This window comes from Paenibacillus sp. FSL F4-0097, from assembly GCF_038593125.1.
Lineage (GTDB): Bacteria > Bacillota > Bacilli > Paenibacillales > Paenibacillaceae > Paenibacillus_AQ > Paenibacillus_AQ odorifer.
The window spans coordinates 1,139,261-1,155,225 of the sequence record NZ_CP151965.1; the positions used below are offsets into that span (position 1 = coordinate 1,139,261).

Annotated in this window: 15 protein-coding genes, 1 pseudogene and 2 other annotated features; of the genes and pseudogenes, 12 read left to right on the top strand and 4 right to left on the bottom strand. The window is 46.8% G+C overall.

Annotation, left to right across the window (positions count from 1 at the left end; genetic code table 11):
- Nucleotides 1-114: 114 nt before the first annotated feature.
- On the bottom strand, nt 115-999 hold the full coding sequence (gene ligD / locus MHH86_RS04885; protein WP_036676536.1) for a non-homologous end-joining DNA ligase: 885 nt from the start codon (nt 997-999) through the stop codon (nt 115-117).
- Nucleotides 1,000-1,121: 122 nt separating this feature from the next.
- Between ligD and MHH86_RS04890 the strand changes: the two genes are divergently transcribed.
- From MHH86_RS04890 to MHH86_RS04905, 4 genes are all read left to right on the top strand, one after another.
- Nucleotides 1,122-1,724, top strand: coding sequence for a sigma-70 family RNA polymerase sigma factor (locus MHH86_RS04890; RefSeq protein ID WP_256715188.1), 603 nt, complete (start codon nt 1,122-1,124; stop codon nt 1,722-1,724).
- Nucleotides 1,688-2,872 carry a hypothetical protein gene (locus MHH86_RS04895; protein ID WP_076316969.1) on the top strand — a complete coding sequence of 395 codons (1,185 nt, stop codon included), beginning with the start codon at nt 1,688-1,690 and terminating at the stop codon, nt 2,870-2,872. Before MHH86_RS04890 ends, MHH86_RS04895 begins: the two co-directional genes overlap by 37 nt.
- 701 nt (nt 2,873-3,573) lie before the next feature.
- A complete protein-coding gene (locus MHH86_RS04900; protein ID WP_076316968.1) occupies nt 3,574-4,389 on the top strand; it encodes a hypothetical protein in 816 nt (271 codons plus the stop codon).
- A gap of 26 nt (nt 4,390-4,415) precedes the next feature.
- Entirely contained in the window at nt 4,416-5,222 is an 807-nt protein-coding gene (locus MHH86_RS04905) for a hypothetical protein (RefSeq protein ID WP_036676530.1), read from the top strand.
- A gap of 45 nt (nt 5,223-5,267) precedes the next feature.
- On the opposite strand, the gene MHH86_RS04910 is transcribed toward MHH86_RS04905, so the two are convergent.
- The gene (locus MHH86_RS04910; RefSeq protein WP_036676528.1) at nt 5,268-6,215 is read right to left on the bottom strand and encodes an RNA ligase family protein; all 948 of its coding nucleotides are present in this window, start codon (nt 6,213-6,215) and stop codon (nt 5,268-5,270) included.
- Between the two features lie 12 nt (nt 6,216-6,227).
- Entirely contained in the window at nt 6,228-7,199 is a 972-nt protein-coding gene (locus MHH86_RS04915; RefSeq protein ID WP_036676527.1) for a Ku protein, read from the bottom strand.
- A gap of 139 nt (nt 7,200-7,338) precedes the next feature.
- On the opposite strand from MHH86_RS04915, the gene MHH86_RS04920 reads away from it, so the two are divergent.
- The 8 genes and pseudogenes from MHH86_RS04920 (at nt 7,339) to MHH86_RS04955 (ending at nt 13,518) form a co-directional block, all read left to right on the top strand.
- A complete protein-coding gene (locus MHH86_RS04920) occupies nt 7,339-7,509 on the top strand; it encodes a hypothetical protein (RefSeq protein WP_155288087.1) in 171 nt (56 codons plus the stop codon).
- A 31-nt stretch (nt 7,510-7,540) separates the two neighbouring features.
- A complete protein-coding gene (locus MHH86_RS04925; protein ID WP_036676525.1) occupies nt 7,541-7,726 on the top strand; it encodes an H-type small acid-soluble spore protein in 186 nt (61 codons plus the stop codon).
- Nucleotides 7,727-7,873: 147 nt separating this feature from the next.
- Nucleotides 7,874-8,036, top strand: a pseudogene (locus tag MHH86_RS04930) (multidrug resistance efflux transporter family protein); the annotation flags it as partial.
- 175 nt (nt 8,037-8,211) lie between these two features.
- Nucleotides 8,212-8,673, top strand: coding sequence for a tRNA (adenosine(37)-N6)-threonylcarbamoyltransferase complex ATPase subunit type 1 TsaE (gene tsaE / locus MHH86_RS04935; protein WP_235219385.1), 462 nt, complete (start codon nt 8,212-8,214; stop codon nt 8,671-8,673).
- A 5-nt stretch (nt 8,674-8,678) separates the two neighbouring features.
- Nucleotides 8,679-9,509, top strand: a complete 831-nt coding sequence (gene tsaB / locus MHH86_RS04940; RefSeq protein ID WP_036676654.1) for a tRNA (adenosine(37)-N6)-threonylcarbamoyltransferase complex dimerization subunit type 1 TsaB — start codon at nt 8,679-8,681, stop codon at nt 9,507-9,509.
- Nucleotides 9,506-10,030, top strand: a complete 525-nt coding sequence (gene rimI, locus MHH86_RS04945) for a ribosomal protein S18-alanine N-acetyltransferase (RefSeq protein WP_036676521.1) — start codon at nt 9,506-9,508, stop codon at nt 10,028-10,030. The genes tsaB and rimI overlap by 4 nt, the downstream gene beginning before the upstream one ends.
- Nucleotides 10,027-11,076 (top strand): tRNA (adenosine(37)-N6)-threonylcarbamoyltransferase complex transferase subunit TsaD, encoded by a 1,050-nt coding sequence (gene tsaD / locus MHH86_RS04950; RefSeq protein WP_036676520.1) that lies wholly within the window; start codon nt 10,027-10,029, stop codon nt 11,074-11,076. Before rimI ends, tsaD begins: the two co-directional genes overlap by 4 nt.
- A gap of 42 nt (nt 11,077-11,118) precedes the next feature.
- Nucleotides 11,119-11,413 (top strand) — a binding site (T-box leader).
- Nucleotides 11,414-11,465: 52 nt separating this feature from the next.
- Nucleotides 11,466-11,746 (top strand) — a binding site (T-box leader).
- A gap of 236 nt (nt 11,747-11,982) precedes the next feature.
- The gene (locus MHH86_RS04955; protein WP_036676518.1) at nt 11,983-13,518 is read left to right on the top strand and encodes a 2-isopropylmalate synthase; all 1,536 of its coding nucleotides are present in this window, start codon (nt 11,983-11,985) and stop codon (nt 13,516-13,518) included.
- Nucleotides 13,519-13,924: 406 nt separating this feature from the next.
- On the opposite strand, the gene MHH86_RS04960 is transcribed toward MHH86_RS04955, so the two are convergent.
- On the bottom strand, nt 13,925-15,865 hold the full coding sequence (locus tag MHH86_RS04960) for an ABC-F family ATP-binding cassette domain-containing protein (RefSeq protein ID WP_036676516.1): 1,941 nt from the start codon (nt 15,863-15,865) through the stop codon (nt 13,925-13,927).
- Between the last annotated feature and the right edge of the window lie 100 nt (nt 15,866-15,965).

Here is a 15,965-nt window from a genome sequence, read left to right on the forward strand (position 1 = left end):
TCTTATATAGTATACCTTCTGTCCTTGAGTGGGACGCCAAATAAGCTCGTAGCATGTAGTTGATGCTGCGGGCTTATTGCTGTTTTTGGGGCTTTTTTCAATGGGATTGCTCCTTTATGGGAGCTTAGCAATGAGCTGTTCAACGGGCTGTGGTGGCACTTTCTCTAAAAGATCTCCCATACGCTGAAGGCGTTCCTCGATATTAAGCAGATGAAAATTAGAGGGAGATACATTTTGCTGAACCTCCTCCCAGAGCAAGGGGGTAGAAACTGTAGCAAGCGGTCTTGCACGCGGTGTGTAAGGTGCAGCTAATGTTTTGCCGCTATAATGCTGGAGGTAGTCAAAATAGATTTTATCTCCGCGATTCTTTTTTAGACGTTCCAGGGTGAACAGGTTGGGATGCTTTTCGGTGACATAACGACCCACAAAATGCCCGATTTTCCGCAATCCATCAAAAGTAACACCAGTCTCGATAGGGACGATGATCTGCACCCCGGTAGCACCAGAGGTTTTGGGTACAGAGGAGAGGCCAAGGGAGGTTAAAACCGCCCCAACGATCGCAGTTGCTTCCATGATACGAGGTTCGATTTCAAGTGAAGGATCAAGATCAATCATCCATTCACAGGGCAGTTCGCTGCCTACATAATGCAGGGAAGGGTGAAATTCCAAAGCAGCCAGATTCCCCAGCCAGATCAGCTCAGGTAAGCCTTGCAGCTTGATATAGTTAATATTCTCGTGTACAGCGGTTTGGACAAAGGCCGGAAGAGGATCAGGCGCATTTTTCTGATAAAAGGACATTCCAGAGATGCCGTGCGGATAACGAATGACGGTAAGCAGCCGGTCTCGGCAATAACGCAGCAGATAGGGAGAGAGTGCAGCGAGCTTTTGCAGATAAATCCGTTTTGTAATGCCACATTCAGGCCACAGCAGCTTCTCTGGATTAGTGATGATGATTTCTTCTCCGTCTATGGTAATTGTACCTTTGATCGCTGCCGGCATCGGGAAACTCCTTTCTGTGATAGGAATGAAGGTATTATGTGTCAGTCTGCTCCTTTTCATGAAAAAAATATTCCCAAAGTGTCCCTTTTGGATGATCATAAGACTTATAAGGATATACGTTAATGAGAAAGGGGAGTTTGCTGATTTTGGACGGGATCGAGCACACCGTTGTTCGGGTACAGGCAGGCGAGGTAGATTCCTATGCCTTGATCGTCGAGGCTTTTCAAAAGCCGATTTACCGCTATTGCTGTCGGCTGCTTGGGAGCCGTACTGAAGCGGAGGATGCAGTACAGGAAATTCTGGTAAAGGCATATCAGCATATAGGCACATACCGCCCTATCGCGAGCTTCTCTTCATGGCTATATAAAATTGCCTACCATCATTGCCTCAGTATGATCCGCAAACGTCAAAGCCAAATAAAGTTTATGGCGCTTTTTCAACCAGATCCGCCTGCGGAAAGCCCGGAACAGTTGATGGACCGTTACATATTTAACGAACATCTGACTTTTGCCCTCGCGAAGCTAAAGACAGAGGAGCGAAACCTGTTAGTACTTAGAATCTTTGAGGAACAGAGCTTCCCGGAGATTGCGGAGATTCTGGATAAGAATACTGATGCTGTGAAGAAGAAATACAGGCGAACGATTACGAAGCTTGGCAAAATGTTGAATGCTCAGAAAGGGGGAACGGAATGGTGCGGCAACGAGGCTTTGTTGAAGAGAAAATGATCAAGAAAATGGATGCGGTAGGGAGCTGCGAAGAGCTGGATGTAAAAGCAGCTGTTATGAAGCGGGTAAGAGCAATTCATGAACAACAGAATAGGATTGACGGTGAAAGGACGAGCATGGTTAGCGAGCTGAAGCCGTTCCCAGAACCGGAAGATCCTATTATGCAAAAGCAAAGGGAGATGCCCCAACACCCGTCTAAGTTTAGAAAAAGAGTGCTCACTGGAGTCTCCGCGGCTGTATTGCTGGGGATTATCGGGTTGGGTGCTCTGCAACTGTCTGAACATGGAAAGTTATCGGAACAAGGTAGCCAGTTTACAATTGATATCACAAAACCCCAAGGTGGTATTATTACACTAGTGAACAGCGGAGGGAAGGCTGTTGTGAAGACGGTGCATAATAATACGCCTGATCCGACAACCTCGCCTGCGATAGAGAAGTATCAGAGCTTATCTATGACTTATAAAGAGCAAGTGCTTGCTCGTTTAAACACTGGGGAAATGGCTGCTTATTATGTGAAGGATGCTGAATTAAATAAGCTGGAGTTAGGGTTAGGCTATGGAAATCAATTGCAGTTTGCTTTTATTTCGCCGGTGTATTCGAAATATCAAGACTTCGTAAAAAAATTAAAAAATGTTGGCGATTTCTGGCCAGGGTTGCCTTCCTCGTTAGCTGATGGTTATGAATTCGAGCAAGGAACTTTTAATGCAGCTCCCCTATACAGGTCGCTAGACACAGAATATGAAGAAATCCTTGAACAATTTCAAAAAAAGGCTACAACCGATAAAACTGGCCAAAAGTTGTTTATGGAGAAGATAGCTGTAAATTCCATAGATAATGCTGAAGTTACCTACCACAAGGGACATGAAAGAATAACACTATCCTTAAGGCAGAGTGCCTTTAGGGGTTATACCATGCAAGTGTCTATCTTGGAAGGCCAGACTGCTGAAAAATGGTCTGTGACAGGCACGAGGAAAGAGGCAGTTTTTATCGCGGCGGGTACGGGAAAAGGGAAGAAAGCTTGGTCTTCTCAGAATCGATTGCATTGGTATGATGAAGCCACCCAGATGGTTCTTTCTCTAAGCGACAAGCAGGAGAGTAAACTGACTCGTGAGCAATGGCAAAAGATTGCCACCAGTTTTATTCACTAGCTACTGTTCTAACTGTACATTATGAGAAGCTGTCTCAAAAGTAGTGAATTCTACTTGGGAGGCAGCTTTTTTTATGGAATAGGAAAAGTAATGGATATTACTGTGCCATGTGACGATATGCCACGCGTAGTGTTCTATGCTACTGATTGGGGCGGTGGGCGATGTGCTATGTGTGATTTTCATGCGGCTTGCAGTAGATGATCTTGTGGAATTAGTGGTATATGTGACGGTGGACTATGGGCGTTACGTTCTGTGTTTGTGCAATGTATAGAGTGCTTTAAACTAATTAGGGAAAAACTCCCTGAAAATAGCCGCTATTTGCTCTAAATGAACGAAATCAGGGAATTCCTCCCTAATAATCATGGGAATTTCTTTATTCGTTGCCGAATTGGCTGAATTTCAGGGAAGTTTTCCCTAATTATAAGTCCGATGAACAGAAATCTCTGAATTTTAGGGAGAAATTCCCCAATTATTCTATAAATGCTTTACTTATTGCATCACTTGGTGCATCACTTGTAATGTTAAGAACAAAAAAGAGGCTGTCCCCAAAGAGCTGTCCCCAAAGTCATGAAATAGTTGCTTGGGACGACCTCTTTTTTTGTGAGAAAATGTCCCTTTTTCTAATGATGGATTGTTATAGAAGTGTAGTTAAAAAAAGTGGTGAAAATACATTACCATTTTGAAGGAGAGGATGTTAGAAATTGAAGCTTCATTATGATTTCAAAAAAACACTGATCGCACTCTCTGCAGCAATCTTGCTGGGAACAGGAGTGGCCGGGGGTGTGGATGTACCTGGCTTGTCCCTTACAATTGCGGTGGCATCAGGACAGCAGGCTGCATCACAAACCGATCAGAAGACTCAAAAGGAATTGCAGGCACTCGTAGCTGGAGTGAAGGAAGGTTCGCTTTTGGCCTACTACGTACGGGATAAAGTCTCCAATCCACAGGATACGATCAGCTTCTCTGGTAAAGGGTTTGTTTTTAAAGACTATAAATCCTTTGCAGCTAAGTTTAAAGCGCTAAAGGGTCCGTCTTCTCCGCAGCCCGGAAATCTTCCCAAAGGCTTCACTCTGGCGACAGCCATCATCTATCCACCGGCTGTAGCTAATGATTCAGAGCTGTACTTGCAACTAGAGCAGGAATTGAAAGCAGCAGCAGCTGCTGGTAATTCTAATAAACAGTTGTTTAGTAAAATCATCAGCTGGAACCAGACGAATTTGTCTATGCAGCTGTATGCCAAAGGAAAAGCTAATTTTAGCATTGTAACTGGGTCGCCGCCCGCCAAACTTCCGGAAGGAGCGGTACCTTTTGTAAGAGCTTCGGAATCTAAGAAAGAATTAACGGTCAACGGCAGGAAAGTAGTACTTACAACTGATTCCGCTAAAGACGCAAGCTTTAACACAAAGCTAGTGTGGCTGGATAACTCAGGCACGATACAATATACCCTTTCAGACAATCGGGCTAGTAAGCTGACGACAAATGAAATGTTGGCGGTAGCTAAAACCATAATCAAATAACCAAGGGGTTAAAGGAGGATATTATAATGATGATTAAGAAAAGTGCGGCGATTACAGCCTTAAGCTTATTAGTATTGATGAGTGCGGTGAGTGGAACAGCAGGTGCAGTGCCTGCGGGAAGTAATAATAAAAGTAAAGCTACCGCACCCGTTGAGCAGAATACGCCGGTATCTTCAACGATTGAAGCTTTGATTGCCAAAGAAAATACGGTTCCCTTACAAGCAGGCGAACTTAAGGTTCTGTATGTAAATGATAAGAAATCTAATCCATATGAAACCTTGAGTATAAGCTATATGCCATATAGATTCAGTTCTGTAAACGAAGCGGCGCAGAAGTTTTTTTCTTTAAGCGGGAAGTCACTCCTGATACCCACTTCTCTACCAGAGGATTATAAGTTGCAGGATGTCGTTTTAAATCCAGTGATTCCAATGTTTTTTAGCTCAGAGTATAAGACTCTCAGGGATCAGTTAAAAGCTAAAGCCCAAGCTGCTGGCAAAAAGGTGATTTCGCAAAGCTTGAAGTGGAGCAATACAGAAACTTCTATCACCTATCTACGAAATGGAGAGAGGGTGAATTTAAGATCTGCACCTGCATACACGCTACCGGAAGGGGTGACTTTGGCCCAGCTGCCTGGCGACCAAGATGAGAATTTGAACATCAACGGAGTTGAGGCGGTTTACACAGTTTTTGGGCCTCATCACGGAGATCTTAAAGTCCAGCTGGTATGGTCCAGTGCTGATGGAAGTGTCGATTATACGCTTACGAGTACAAAAAATACTGCGCAGACAAAGGCAGAGCTGGAGGCCCTTGTAACAAGACTTACAGTGCAATAAGAAACGTCCTCCCACTTCAGATTGGGAGGACGTTTCTTTATTAATTTATCCTTTTTGCTCCATTGTGCATGACTCCGGGGGAAGATCCACTTTAGCTTGAGTAACAGGCTGACGCAGAGTGCCTGAGGTGTTCCATTCCAGAAAATGAACTTTGAAGACGAGCTCCGGCTTTATCCAAAAAGCACCCTTGCCTCGCTGTGGAACATCGGCAAAGGGCATCCGATCCAGCTTAAGGCGGTGTGCCTCCGCAGTTAAGTCGCGTTTATCCTGTACAGCCAATTTGCCCGGACCGGCATGTCCGATATAATGCAAATTTCCTTTATCATCATAAAGACCAAGAAGTAGTGCGTTGACGATACCGTCACGGAACGTCACACCCCCGGCTACAGCTGTAATATCAGAACTGATTTTGCGTTTCTGCCAACGTTTATCTTTTCCGCCCGGAGCATAAGTACTGTTGATGTCCTTGCAGACGATTCCTTCCAAACGCTGGTTCTGAGTGGCGGCGAACAGTTCTGTAGGATCGGTATAACTTGGCACAGCTTGAACATGGGGATGGGGCAGCAGAATGTCACTTAACAGCTGCTGCCGCAAGAATAATGGTTGATCCATCGTCGATTGGCCATTATAAAACAGAATATCAAAAATCATATAAATGACAGGAACCTGATGCCTAACGACGGAAATCGTGGAACCATTTTTTAAACTGTCCCTCCGCATCACCTCGTGAAATGAGGGTTTGCCGTCCTTGAGTGCGATAATCTCACCATCAAGAATAACGGAGCCAGCCTTGCAGTAAGCAGATACATCAGTAAGCTCCGGGTATTGCATGGTACGGTAATTGCCACGTTTGTTAATAAGCTGAGTAGTGCTTCCATCGTAATAGGACAACATCCGCACACCGTCCCATTTAATTTGTGCGATCCACTGGTCACCTGCTGGAAGCTGCCCAGCCAGTATAGGTTCAAAAGGAATAATGGGCTGAAGCTTCATCCGCAGAGCCTCCTAAGATACGGTTGTTTTGCTTTTTGTGCTGCGGCGTTTCGGTTTCGGCGTAATAACAGGAGTCGGCCCGGAGACCTCGTTTTGCTGCTCCGCAGGTTCCGCGGCGGTTGTTTTGGTCTTGGTTGTTTTTCTTTTGGCAGCAGGAGCCGCTTTAGTTTTGGTTTTTGTGGTGCCTGTTAATGAAGGACCAGGGTCTGAAGGAATATGCTGCACAGCTTGAATACTGGCCTGCAAGGCAGCCATTAGATCAATCACATTGCTTTCCTGTTTAGCAGGAGCGATATGAAATTCCTCGCCTGCAATTTTATGTGAAATCAGATCAAGCATACGCTGGCGATAATCATCGGTATATTTTGCCGGATCAAAAGGAGTGGATAGCTGTGAGATCAGCAGCTTAGCCATTTCCAGCTCTTTATCGTTCACTGTCCCTGCTTCGGGCAGACCGGGCACTTGTGAGATCGGCCGCACCTCATCGGGATAAAAAATGGTCTCAATCGCAAGGCAATCCTCAAGCACACGGATCGCTGCCAGACTGCTTTTTGAGCGAATTGAAATTTTGGCGATGCCAATTTTACCTGTCTGCTTCAAGGCCTCCATAAGAAGTCGATAAGCATTTGAGCCTGCCTGATCCGGGGATAAATAATAGGTTTTTTGAAAATAAATCGGATCGATTTCCGTCAGGTCAACAAAGTCGAGAATGGAGATGCTTTTACTGGTCTCGTCGGATAGTTGATCCAATTCCTCTTTGTCGAAGAGAACAAACTTCCCTTTTTCATACTCATATCCTTTACCGATCTCTTCCCAAGCTACTTCTTTGTCACATACCGGGCATTTGCGTACATACGACAGTGGGCTGCCACATTCCTTATGGATATAACGCAGAGAAATGTCCTTGTCTTCCGTAGCGGAGAACATTTTAACCGGAACATGCACAAGCCCGAAGCTGATGGCTCCTTTCCAAACGGTATGCATGAGAAACACCTCCTGATCTAAGTTGATTTGCTTTGGGTTAGTATGAGGCAGGAAAGGCTTTTCTAGCCGGGTGCATTTTTTGAGAAGCTTGGGAAAAAATAAACTCGGACCTGTGAAGTTGAGGAGGAGAATCTAAGGTATGGAACCAAGAGATAACGAATGGAGCGATGCGCTGAGCGAGCAGGATATTCCGGCCACAGTTGTGGATTGGGAGAGCATTATTGCGCCCACGGAGGCCAGTCAGGTATCCGATTCGGAAAAGCTGGATGCAGAACGAACCCTCGAAGATACGTCACCCTTAGAATCGTAAACTTTAGGAAAGATAAAGGAGGAGAACAGTTGTGGACGTCAAACGGGCACAGGATATTTATGCTTCTAAAGAAACAGTAAGTGTACATTTGGATGGGGAGCCTGTATGGATTGAACATGTGGATGAAGAGAACGGAATGGCTACGGTACAAGTTGGCTCTCGACCAACCAATACGCACACTGTGGGTGTTGAGCGACTCGAAGAGCAAGAGCACTAACAAAGGTCTTCTTAGAGCGTACGTTAAAGCTGAATTATAGTTTTTAAAAAAAGAGACTTTTTATGCTTAAGTTTGCGTAAAGGTCTCTTTTTTGATTTGGAGCATAACTGACATCAAGGTTGACGGTGTAAGATTTAAACCAATATATTGGGTCAGGCAGGAAAGTCCATTATTGTTGCGCTGAGTTCAGGAGTTATTGCGACAGTATTATTTTTTCAAGCTACGGATATGGTAAGGAGCAGTATGAGCGGATTAGCGGATTAGCGGATTAGCGGTAGTCGAAGCCACTCAATCTCGCAGCGTTCTGTATCGAAATCCAGCTTAACCATGCAAGTGAAAAAGAGGGCTGTACCTCCTTCGGCTTAAACAATGGGCAGGGACAGTTGTTGCGGTGGATGGACCATACCGATATAATTGAATGTAATGGTTTTCGACAGGGATATTTTAAAAGGTGGTAGTTGTAGTTGGACAAAACAGTCGAAACGGTGTTCACGTACCGTTCTTACAATCTGCAGGATACGGAGCAACTGGCAAGTGCAATAGCTGCTGCTTCAACGGCAGGAATGGTTATCGGTTTGGACGGTGATCTAGGCGCAGGAAAAACGGCCTTCTCGCAAGGTTACGCTCGCCATCTTGGAGTGAAAGGGATCGTAAACAGTCCTACTTTTACTATTATTAAAGAGTACGAAGGTCGTCTGCCGTTATATCACATGGATGTATATCGGATTTCACTTCAGGAAGCAGATGAGCTTGGATTGGATGAGTATTTCTATGGTCAGGGTGTTTGTTTGGTAGAATGGAGCAGTATTATTACGGAGTTAATGCCGCCGCGGCATATGCATATATACATGGAAACAGTTGGACCGGAGGAACGAATCATTACGGTGACCGGAATCGGGGCGCCTTATGGTGAGCTTTGCCGGGAGCTGATCCAGAAGTGGGGTTAATGAATATGACGAATGAGAATACAGAGCCGCGCAAGCGGCTTTTAGCGCTGGATACATCAACTGCTGTATTGGGGGTTGCAGTGACCGAAAATGGAGAATTATTGCATGAAATTAATGCTTCCGGTGAACGGAATCATTCGGTGCATTTGCTGCCGATTATAGAGCAGGCGCTGCAAGCTTCGGGAACAACCGTTGCTAATCTGGGCGGGATTGCAGTTGGTGTGGGTCCGGGATCTTATACGGGAACACGGATCGCGGTTACGGCTGCCAAAACGCTGGCTTGGGCATGGAATGTCCCAGTAGTTGGTGTTTCGAGCCTGCATGCTGTGGCATGGGGTGGGTATGAAACTGCCCTTAAGAATAAGACGACAGCAGAGTCAGGACAAGCCAGTGCGAACAGTGGCTACGGTCCAGACTGGATCATTCCACTGATGGATGCGCGCCGAGGACAGGTCTACACAGGGTTATTCGCAGCGGATGGGAATAGTGCTCTCAGCCGCCTTGAACCAGATGCCATCCGGTTGATGGCCGACTGGGTGGAGTACTTGGCAGAACGTTTACAACAGGCTTCAGCCGAAGGAACTAAACCAGCTATTCTATGGTTTGTTGGAGAAACCGCTGTGCATGGCAGCGAAGAATCACTACATCCGCTGGCGGAACTCGGCACTTCTGTAGCTGTTCCTTATGAGCTGGAGGGGCGTTGGACAGGCTTCCTTGGTGAAGCCCGGCTGCAAGTAGAGAATGATGATATTCATAGCTTAATCCCTAACTATACTCAGATTTCGGAAGCGGAGGCCAATCTGCGGTTAAGTAGTAAAGGAGGCTTAAAACGATGACGGAAGTGGAATCATTGAGAGCACAAGAGGCTGATCTTGTTTTTCGCCTGATGAAGCTGGAGGATATTCCGGACATTCTTATTATTGAGCGCGAAGCCTTTACCATGCCGTGGACAGAGGAAGCTTTCCGGAATGAGCTGACGCATAATCATTTTGCTAAATACATGGTCATGGAGCTGGCGGGTCATATCATTGGCTATGCTGGAATGTGGGCTATCGTGGATGAGGCGCATGTGACGAATATTGCCTTACTCGAAGCTTATCGTGGACGTAAATGGGGGGAGCGCCTGTTGGAAGAGTTAATGAATACTGCCTCTTACGTAGGCATGAAGTCCATTACACTTGAGGTGCGGGTATCCAACGAGGTAGCTCAGAATTTATATCGTAAAAAAGGCTTTCGTTCTGCCGGCACGCGCAAAGGATATTATTCCGATAATCGCGAGGATGCACTCATTATGTGGGCGGATCTACCGGAGTATAAGGAGCATGGCTATTTGGAAGGAAGCGTGGACTTGAAATGAAGACAGAAACAGGCGCAGCTCAACCTGTACTAATACTTGCTATAGAGACTAGTTGTGATGAAACCTCGGTGGCCGTGGTCAAAAACGGATCAGAAGTGTTATCCAACATTATCTCGAGTCAAATAGAGACACATCGCGCTTTTGGGGGCGTGGTGCCAGAAGTGGCTTCCCGTAAACATGTGGAGGTAATTACGCTCGTAATCGAGGAAGCGCTCGCCAAGGCAGGCGTTACACCCGAACAATTGACTGCGGTAGCGGTGACTCAAGGCCCGGGGTTGGTGGGCGCTTTACTGGTCGGTGTAGTAGCAGCTAAAAGCCTTGCCCTTGCATGGGGCAAGCCGTTAATTGGCACGCATCATATTGCAGGCCACATCTATGCTAACCGCCTGGTTGCAGAGTTGCAGTATCCTTGCATGACACTAGTGGTGTCAGGTGGACATACTGAACTGGTTCATATGGAGCGTGAGGGTGAGTTTCGAATTATCGGCCGCACGCGTGATGATGCTGTAGGTGAAGCATATGATAAAGTGGCTCGGGCGCTTGGGTTCCCTTATCCCGGTGGCCCCCATGTAGACCGCCTGGCACGCGAAGCGACGGAAGTTGTTGCATTGCCGCGGGTATGGCTGGAGCCGAACTCTTATGATTTCAGCTTCAGCGGTCTAAAATCGGCGGTGCTGAATGTGGTGAATCAGAGCAAAATGAAAGGTCTTGAACCCAATGTCGCAGGCATCGCCCGGGGGTTCCAAGAATCGGTAGTAGAAGTGCTGGTGGAAAAGGCGGTACGCGCCGTTAAAGCCACTAACTCCAAACAGTTATTGCTCTGTGGGGGTGTCGCTGCTAATGGTGGACTCCGCTCGGCATTAATCTCGCGCTGTGAAACGGAGGGCATTGAACTTATTATTCCGCCCCCGGTATATTGCACTGATAATGCGGCGATGATTGGAGCAGCTGCATACGTGAAGTGGCAGCATGACGGTGGAATACCGCTGGATATGGTTGCTGACCCTGGATTCTCACTGGAACAATGGTCTGTATCTGCCTATTGACATCATTTGGAGCTAACGAGTATAATCAGTTCAATTAAACAAGCAAACGCGATGAGCGGAAGTAGTAAGGATACTCTGGGATAAGAGAACTGCGGGTGGGTGCAACGCAGTCGAAGGAGTCCTGAACTCGTCTGGGAGCGGAGCGGTGGAAGCATTACTGGCAATTGTCGCCGGAACGTTTGTACACCGTTTACGGGTAACCTCCGTGATAGGGTGGTCTAGTACCTAACATACTGGACCGTAGAGTGGATGTTCAATTGGAATCGACAGTAACTTAGCCGATACAGAGCATCAACAAGAGTGGTACCGCGAAGGTTAACAGCCTGTCGTCTCTTGAATGAGATGGCAGGCTTTTTTGTATGGATTTAGAGTGGTGAATAATTTATATTACACACGCTAAGAACGGGAGTAGTAGAGTTTGACGGTGAACAGAGAGCTGCGGGTTGGTGCGACGCAGTCACCGGATTTCTTGAAGCTCGCCCGGGAGCGGAGCGGCGGAACTAGAGTACGCTGCCTACGATTGTCCTCGTTATCGGACCTTTCCGGATTTAAGCTGGCACTCCAGCTTAAATCGGGAAGAAGAGCTGGACGCAGCTTTAAGGCTTGTTATTAAGACAGCCGATGCGTCAAAAAGAGTGGTACCGCGGAGGGGTAACCCGCCGTCTCTTTATTAGAGACGGCGGGTTTTTGCGTTCTTGTAGAAGAAGTCCGAGTTATGGACTCATCGCTACATAAGACGCCAAAAGTGAACACTCTGCACATTGTGCAGAGATTCATTTGTTTCAGCTGCCGGCAGCAGTGGGTGGGAAATGAGCAGAACCGCAAGTCGACGTGTGGTTCTGCGCCGAAGCATAGGATAGAGATAAGGCATCCAATTACATGAAAACAAAACTAGGAGGAATTCAGATGATTATTCCAGTTAAGAAACGTATTCAAATTTTCGATACGACCCTGCGTGACGGTGAGCAGGCCCCTGGGGCTAGTCTGACTCCTGAACAAAAAATATTACTGGCCTATAAGCTCGCTGATCTGGGTGTTGATGTAATGGAGCCGGGGTTCCCGGTATCGAGTCCTGGAGATTTTGCAGCGGTGCAGACGATTTCGCGCAAGGTGCGCAACGTGGAGATTTGTGGTTTCGCGCGGGCCGTAAAAGGAGACATCGATGCTGCAGTCCGGGCCACTCAAGACGCTGAACGTCGGCGGATTCACTTGTTTATTTCTTCTTCTGATATTCATTTGCAGCATCAACTGCGTATGAGCAGAGCTGAAGTCGTAGCTAAAGCGCGCGAGATGACGGCTTATGCGCGACAATTCTGTGATGTAGTTGAATTCACGGCCATGGACGCTGCGCGGACAGGGATTGATGATCTGATTGAAATGGTTGAAGCAGTTATAGAGGAAGGGGCCTCCATTATTAACCTGCCGGATACAGTAGGATACGCATTGCCACATGAATATGGCGAGATGTTCCGGAGAGTGCGGCAGGGAGCAAGAGGCGGCGGCAAGGTTAGCTATAGTGCCCACTGTCATAATGACTTGGGGCTGGCTGTAGCTAACAGTCTGGCAGCGATTGATGGAGGGGCGACTCAGATAGAAGTCACCGTGAATGGTGTAGGCGAGCGCACTGGGAACTGCGCACTGGAAGAGCTTGTTATGGCACTCGAAACCCGCGGCGATGCAATTGGTGCAGAAACAGGCATCGTGCTCGATAAACTGTATGATACTTCACGGCTGATTAGTGGAGCGATGCATTTCCCAATCGCCTATAACAAGCCGGTCGTCGGAAGAAATGCCTTCCAGCATGAATCCGGGATTCATCAGGATGGCCTGCTCAAGGATCGTAGTACCTATGAGATTATGGATCCCGAACGGCTGGGCATCCCCCGCAGCATGATCATTCTGGGCAAACATTCTGGCAGACATGCGCTGAAGGATCGGGCTGCGAAGTATGGAATAACGCTGGAGCCTGCGGAGCTGGATGCACTTTATGAGTCCTTTAAAGAGACCGCTGACCGTCAAAAGGTGGTCAGTGATGACCAACTGCTGCAAATGGTAAGCAGTACAACTGGACAACAAGCTCAGGTCTATGAGCTGGGTGAGGTTCAGGTATTGGCGGGCAGTGCCCAGCGCCGTGTAGCTGCAGTTACGGTACGCCATCTGCAGACTGGCCGGGAAACGTCACATACCAGCACTGGCGAAGGCCCGCTTGAAGCGATTATCGCCGCTATTGGGCAAGGGATTGCTGAGGAGATAGACTTTGCAGGACTCGAGCTTCATTCGCTTGGAAGCGGAGAGAATGCTCAAGCAGAAGCAGCGGTGATGGTGGAGTGGGAGGGCCTAAAATTCAGAGGCACGGCCACTCACCAAGATATAATTATGGCGGCTGGCATCGCTTATATCGCAGCCTGTAATGCTGCCCTGCTCTCTACACAGATTGTCTAAAATACGACGTGCCCGCTGTCAGTTTAGGAGATAGCGGGTTCTTTTTTAGCATAAATTCGGTCTTGTAAAATGGGGTTACGTCTTTTGTCAAGTTGTGGACAACGTTATCCACATATTCTGCCTGAGTTGTGTAAAAAGTGCGTAAAATCAGCAATAACGGCTTTTTTCAAAATGCTCTAATAAACAATTTTGTTGGCAATGAAACACTGTGAGAATTGTGGATAATGTGGATAGATCCGTGGATAATAATTCCTTTTCCTTGAAAATACCGATTTAACGCATAAAAAAGACCCCGAAGGGTCTTTTAAAGTAGGGAGTTATACACGAAACCTGTGTATAGAGCTGTGGATAACTATTTATGAACAAATCTAGAACGATGAAAAAATATTTATAAGGAGGATTTACATTATTCGTCAGCAAGGATTTCCCATTCGCTAAAGAAATCTGCCAGCTGAGATTTTTTGTTCTTTAGGTCCTCTTCATAACCTTGAAGTGCTAAATAATCCTGATAAACTTCAGGTTTAGTCATTTCATGCTCTATAAATACGATCGATTCTTCGAGTGTGGCGATGTTCTCCTCAAGCTCTGCGATACGCCGTTTGCGGTTACGCTCTTCACGCTTAGCCTGCTTGTCTGCTTCAAAAGAGGTTACAGCGCTTTTTTCAGGTACAGCAGTGTCCTTATTGACGTTTTTAGTAGCTAGTTCAGCGGCATCTTTTGCAATCTCTTCTAATTCTCGTTTCTTCTCGACATAGTCATCGTAGTTGCCGAGGTATTGGTCGATCCCTTCGGGATGCAGCTCCAGTACGCGTTCAGCCATTTTGTTCAAAAAATAACGGTCATGGGAGATGAACAGCAGGGTGCCTTCGAAATCAATTAAAGCAGATTCCAGAACCTCACGGCTGACCAGATCCAAATGGTTGGTAGGTTCATCGAGAATTAGCATATTTGCACCGCGGAGCATTAGTTTAGATAACGAAACCCGAGCTTTTTCGCCGCCGCTGAGTGCGGAAATTTTCTTAAGAACATCCTCTCCGCTAAAAAGAAAATTGCCAAGGATCGTACGAATTCTGGCTTCCTCGATCATTGGATATTCACTCCACAGTTCTTCCATAACCGTATTTTGTGGATTAAGTCGGGTTTGTTCCTGATCATAATAAGCAATTTTTACTTTAGTGCCCCAATTCACCGTTCCGGCAGAAGGCTCACGGGTTCCGGTCATACACTGCAGCAGCGTGGATTTACCGATACCATTGGGACCAATCAGGGCAGCAGTCTCCCCGCGACGAAGCTCAAAAGAGGCGTCCTTGAATAAAGGTGAACCTTCATTAAAGGCAACCGCAACATTGCGCACTTGAAGCACCTCTTTTCCAGACATGAAGTCTGGCTCAAAGGAGAAGCTAGCTTTCTTCAGATCGCCCATTGGGCGATCTAGACGATCCATCTTTTCAAGCGCTTTGCGTCTGCTCTGTGCACGTTTTGTGGTGGATGCCCGGACAATATTTTTCTGAACGAAATCCTCCATCCGCGAAATTTCATCCTGTTGCTTCTCATATTGCTTCATCCGTGCTTCATATTCGGCAGCCTTCAAATCTACATACCGACTGTAGTTACCTGTATAACGCCGGGACTGGTGCCGCTCGATCTCTACAATAGTAGTCACGAGCCGGTCTAGGAAATAACGGTCATGGGATACAACCAGAATCCCGCCAGCATAGCTGCGGAGGTAATCCTCCAGCCACGTTAACGTTTCGATATCCAGATGGTTAGTAGGCTCATCCAGCATCAGAAGATCCGGAGCCTGAAGCAAAATACGGGCCAGCGCGAGCCGGGTCTTTTGGCCTCCACTAAGGGTAGAAATGGGTGTATCCGGTGGAAAATCACTGAAGCCCATGCCGTGTAGGACACTGCGAATCCGTGTATTCATTTCATAGCCGCCGTGGTCCTTGAACCAATCCGAACGCCGCGCATATCGTTCAAGCAGTTCTTCGTACCGCTTGGGATCTTCCGCGAGCTTAGGATCAGCAATACTTACTTCTAACTCTCTCAGCTCAGTTTCGGCTTCGATTAGCGGAGCGAAGACCGCCATCATTTCTTCATGAATGGTTTTGTCAGATTGCAGTCCGCTATTCTGAGCTAAATATCCGATTGTTGTTTCTTTTGATTTATGAATTTGACCGCTGTCATAAGACATCTCACCGGCCAGAATTTGTAGAAAAGTTGATTTGCCGGCACCATTCACACCCACTAGCCCGACACGTTCCTTTTCATTTACCTGTAGGCTTATGCCATCCAGTACGTTCTGTATACCATATGATTTAGTAATTCCTGTCGCTTGAAGAAGCATAACGATGAAACCTCCACCCTTGCATATTTCGCCTTGGTATTTATCCCTCAGCCGTATGAACAACTTATTCTATAGTTTACATGAAAAGCGTTTCCCAAGC

Excerpts from the sequence above, each read along its gene's own strand:
- ligD (WP_036676536.1), bottom strand. The coding sequence starts at position 999 with ATGCCGGCAGCGATCAAAGGTACAATTACCATAGACGGAGAAGAAATC.
- MHH86_RS04890 (WP_256715188.1), top strand. The coding sequence starts at position 1,122 with ATGAGAAAGGGGAGTTTGCTGATTTTGGACGGGATCGAGCACACCGTT.
- MHH86_RS04895 (WP_076316969.1), top strand. The coding sequence starts at position 1,688 with ATGGTGCGGCAACGAGGCTTTGTTGAAGAGAAAATGATCAAGAAAATG.
- MHH86_RS04905 (WP_036676530.1), top strand. The coding sequence starts at position 4,416 with ATGATGATTAAGAAAAGTGCGGCGATTACAGCCTTAAGCTTATTAGTA.
- MHH86_RS04910 (WP_036676528.1), bottom strand. The coding sequence starts at position 6,215 with ATGAAGCTTCAGCCCATTATTCCTTTTGAACCTATACTGGCTGGGCAG.
- MHH86_RS04915 (WP_036676527.1), bottom strand. The coding sequence starts at position 7,199 with ATGCATACCGTTTGGAAAGGAGCCATCAGCTTCGGGCTTGTGCATGTT.
- MHH86_RS04920 (WP_155288087.1), top strand. The coding sequence starts at position 7,339 with ATGGAACCAAGAGATAACGAATGGAGCGATGCGCTGAGCGAGCAGGAT.
- tsaB (WP_036676654.1), top strand. The coding sequence starts at position 8,679 with ATGACGAATGAGAATACAGAGCCGCGCAAGCGGCTTTTAGCGCTGGAT.
- rimI (WP_036676521.1), top strand. The coding sequence starts at position 9,506 with ATGACGGAAGTGGAATCATTGAGAGCACAAGAGGCTGATCTTGTTTTT.
- tsaD (WP_036676520.1), top strand. The coding sequence starts at position 10,027 with ATGAAGACAGAAACAGGCGCAGCTCAACCTGTACTAATACTTGCTATA.
- MHH86_RS04955 (WP_036676518.1), top strand. The coding sequence starts at position 11,983 with ATGATTATTCCAGTTAAGAAACGTATTCAAATTTTCGATACGACCCTG.
- MHH86_RS04960 (WP_036676516.1), bottom strand. The coding sequence starts at position 15,865 with ATGCTTCTTCAAGCGACAGGAATTACTAAATCATATGGTATACAGAAC.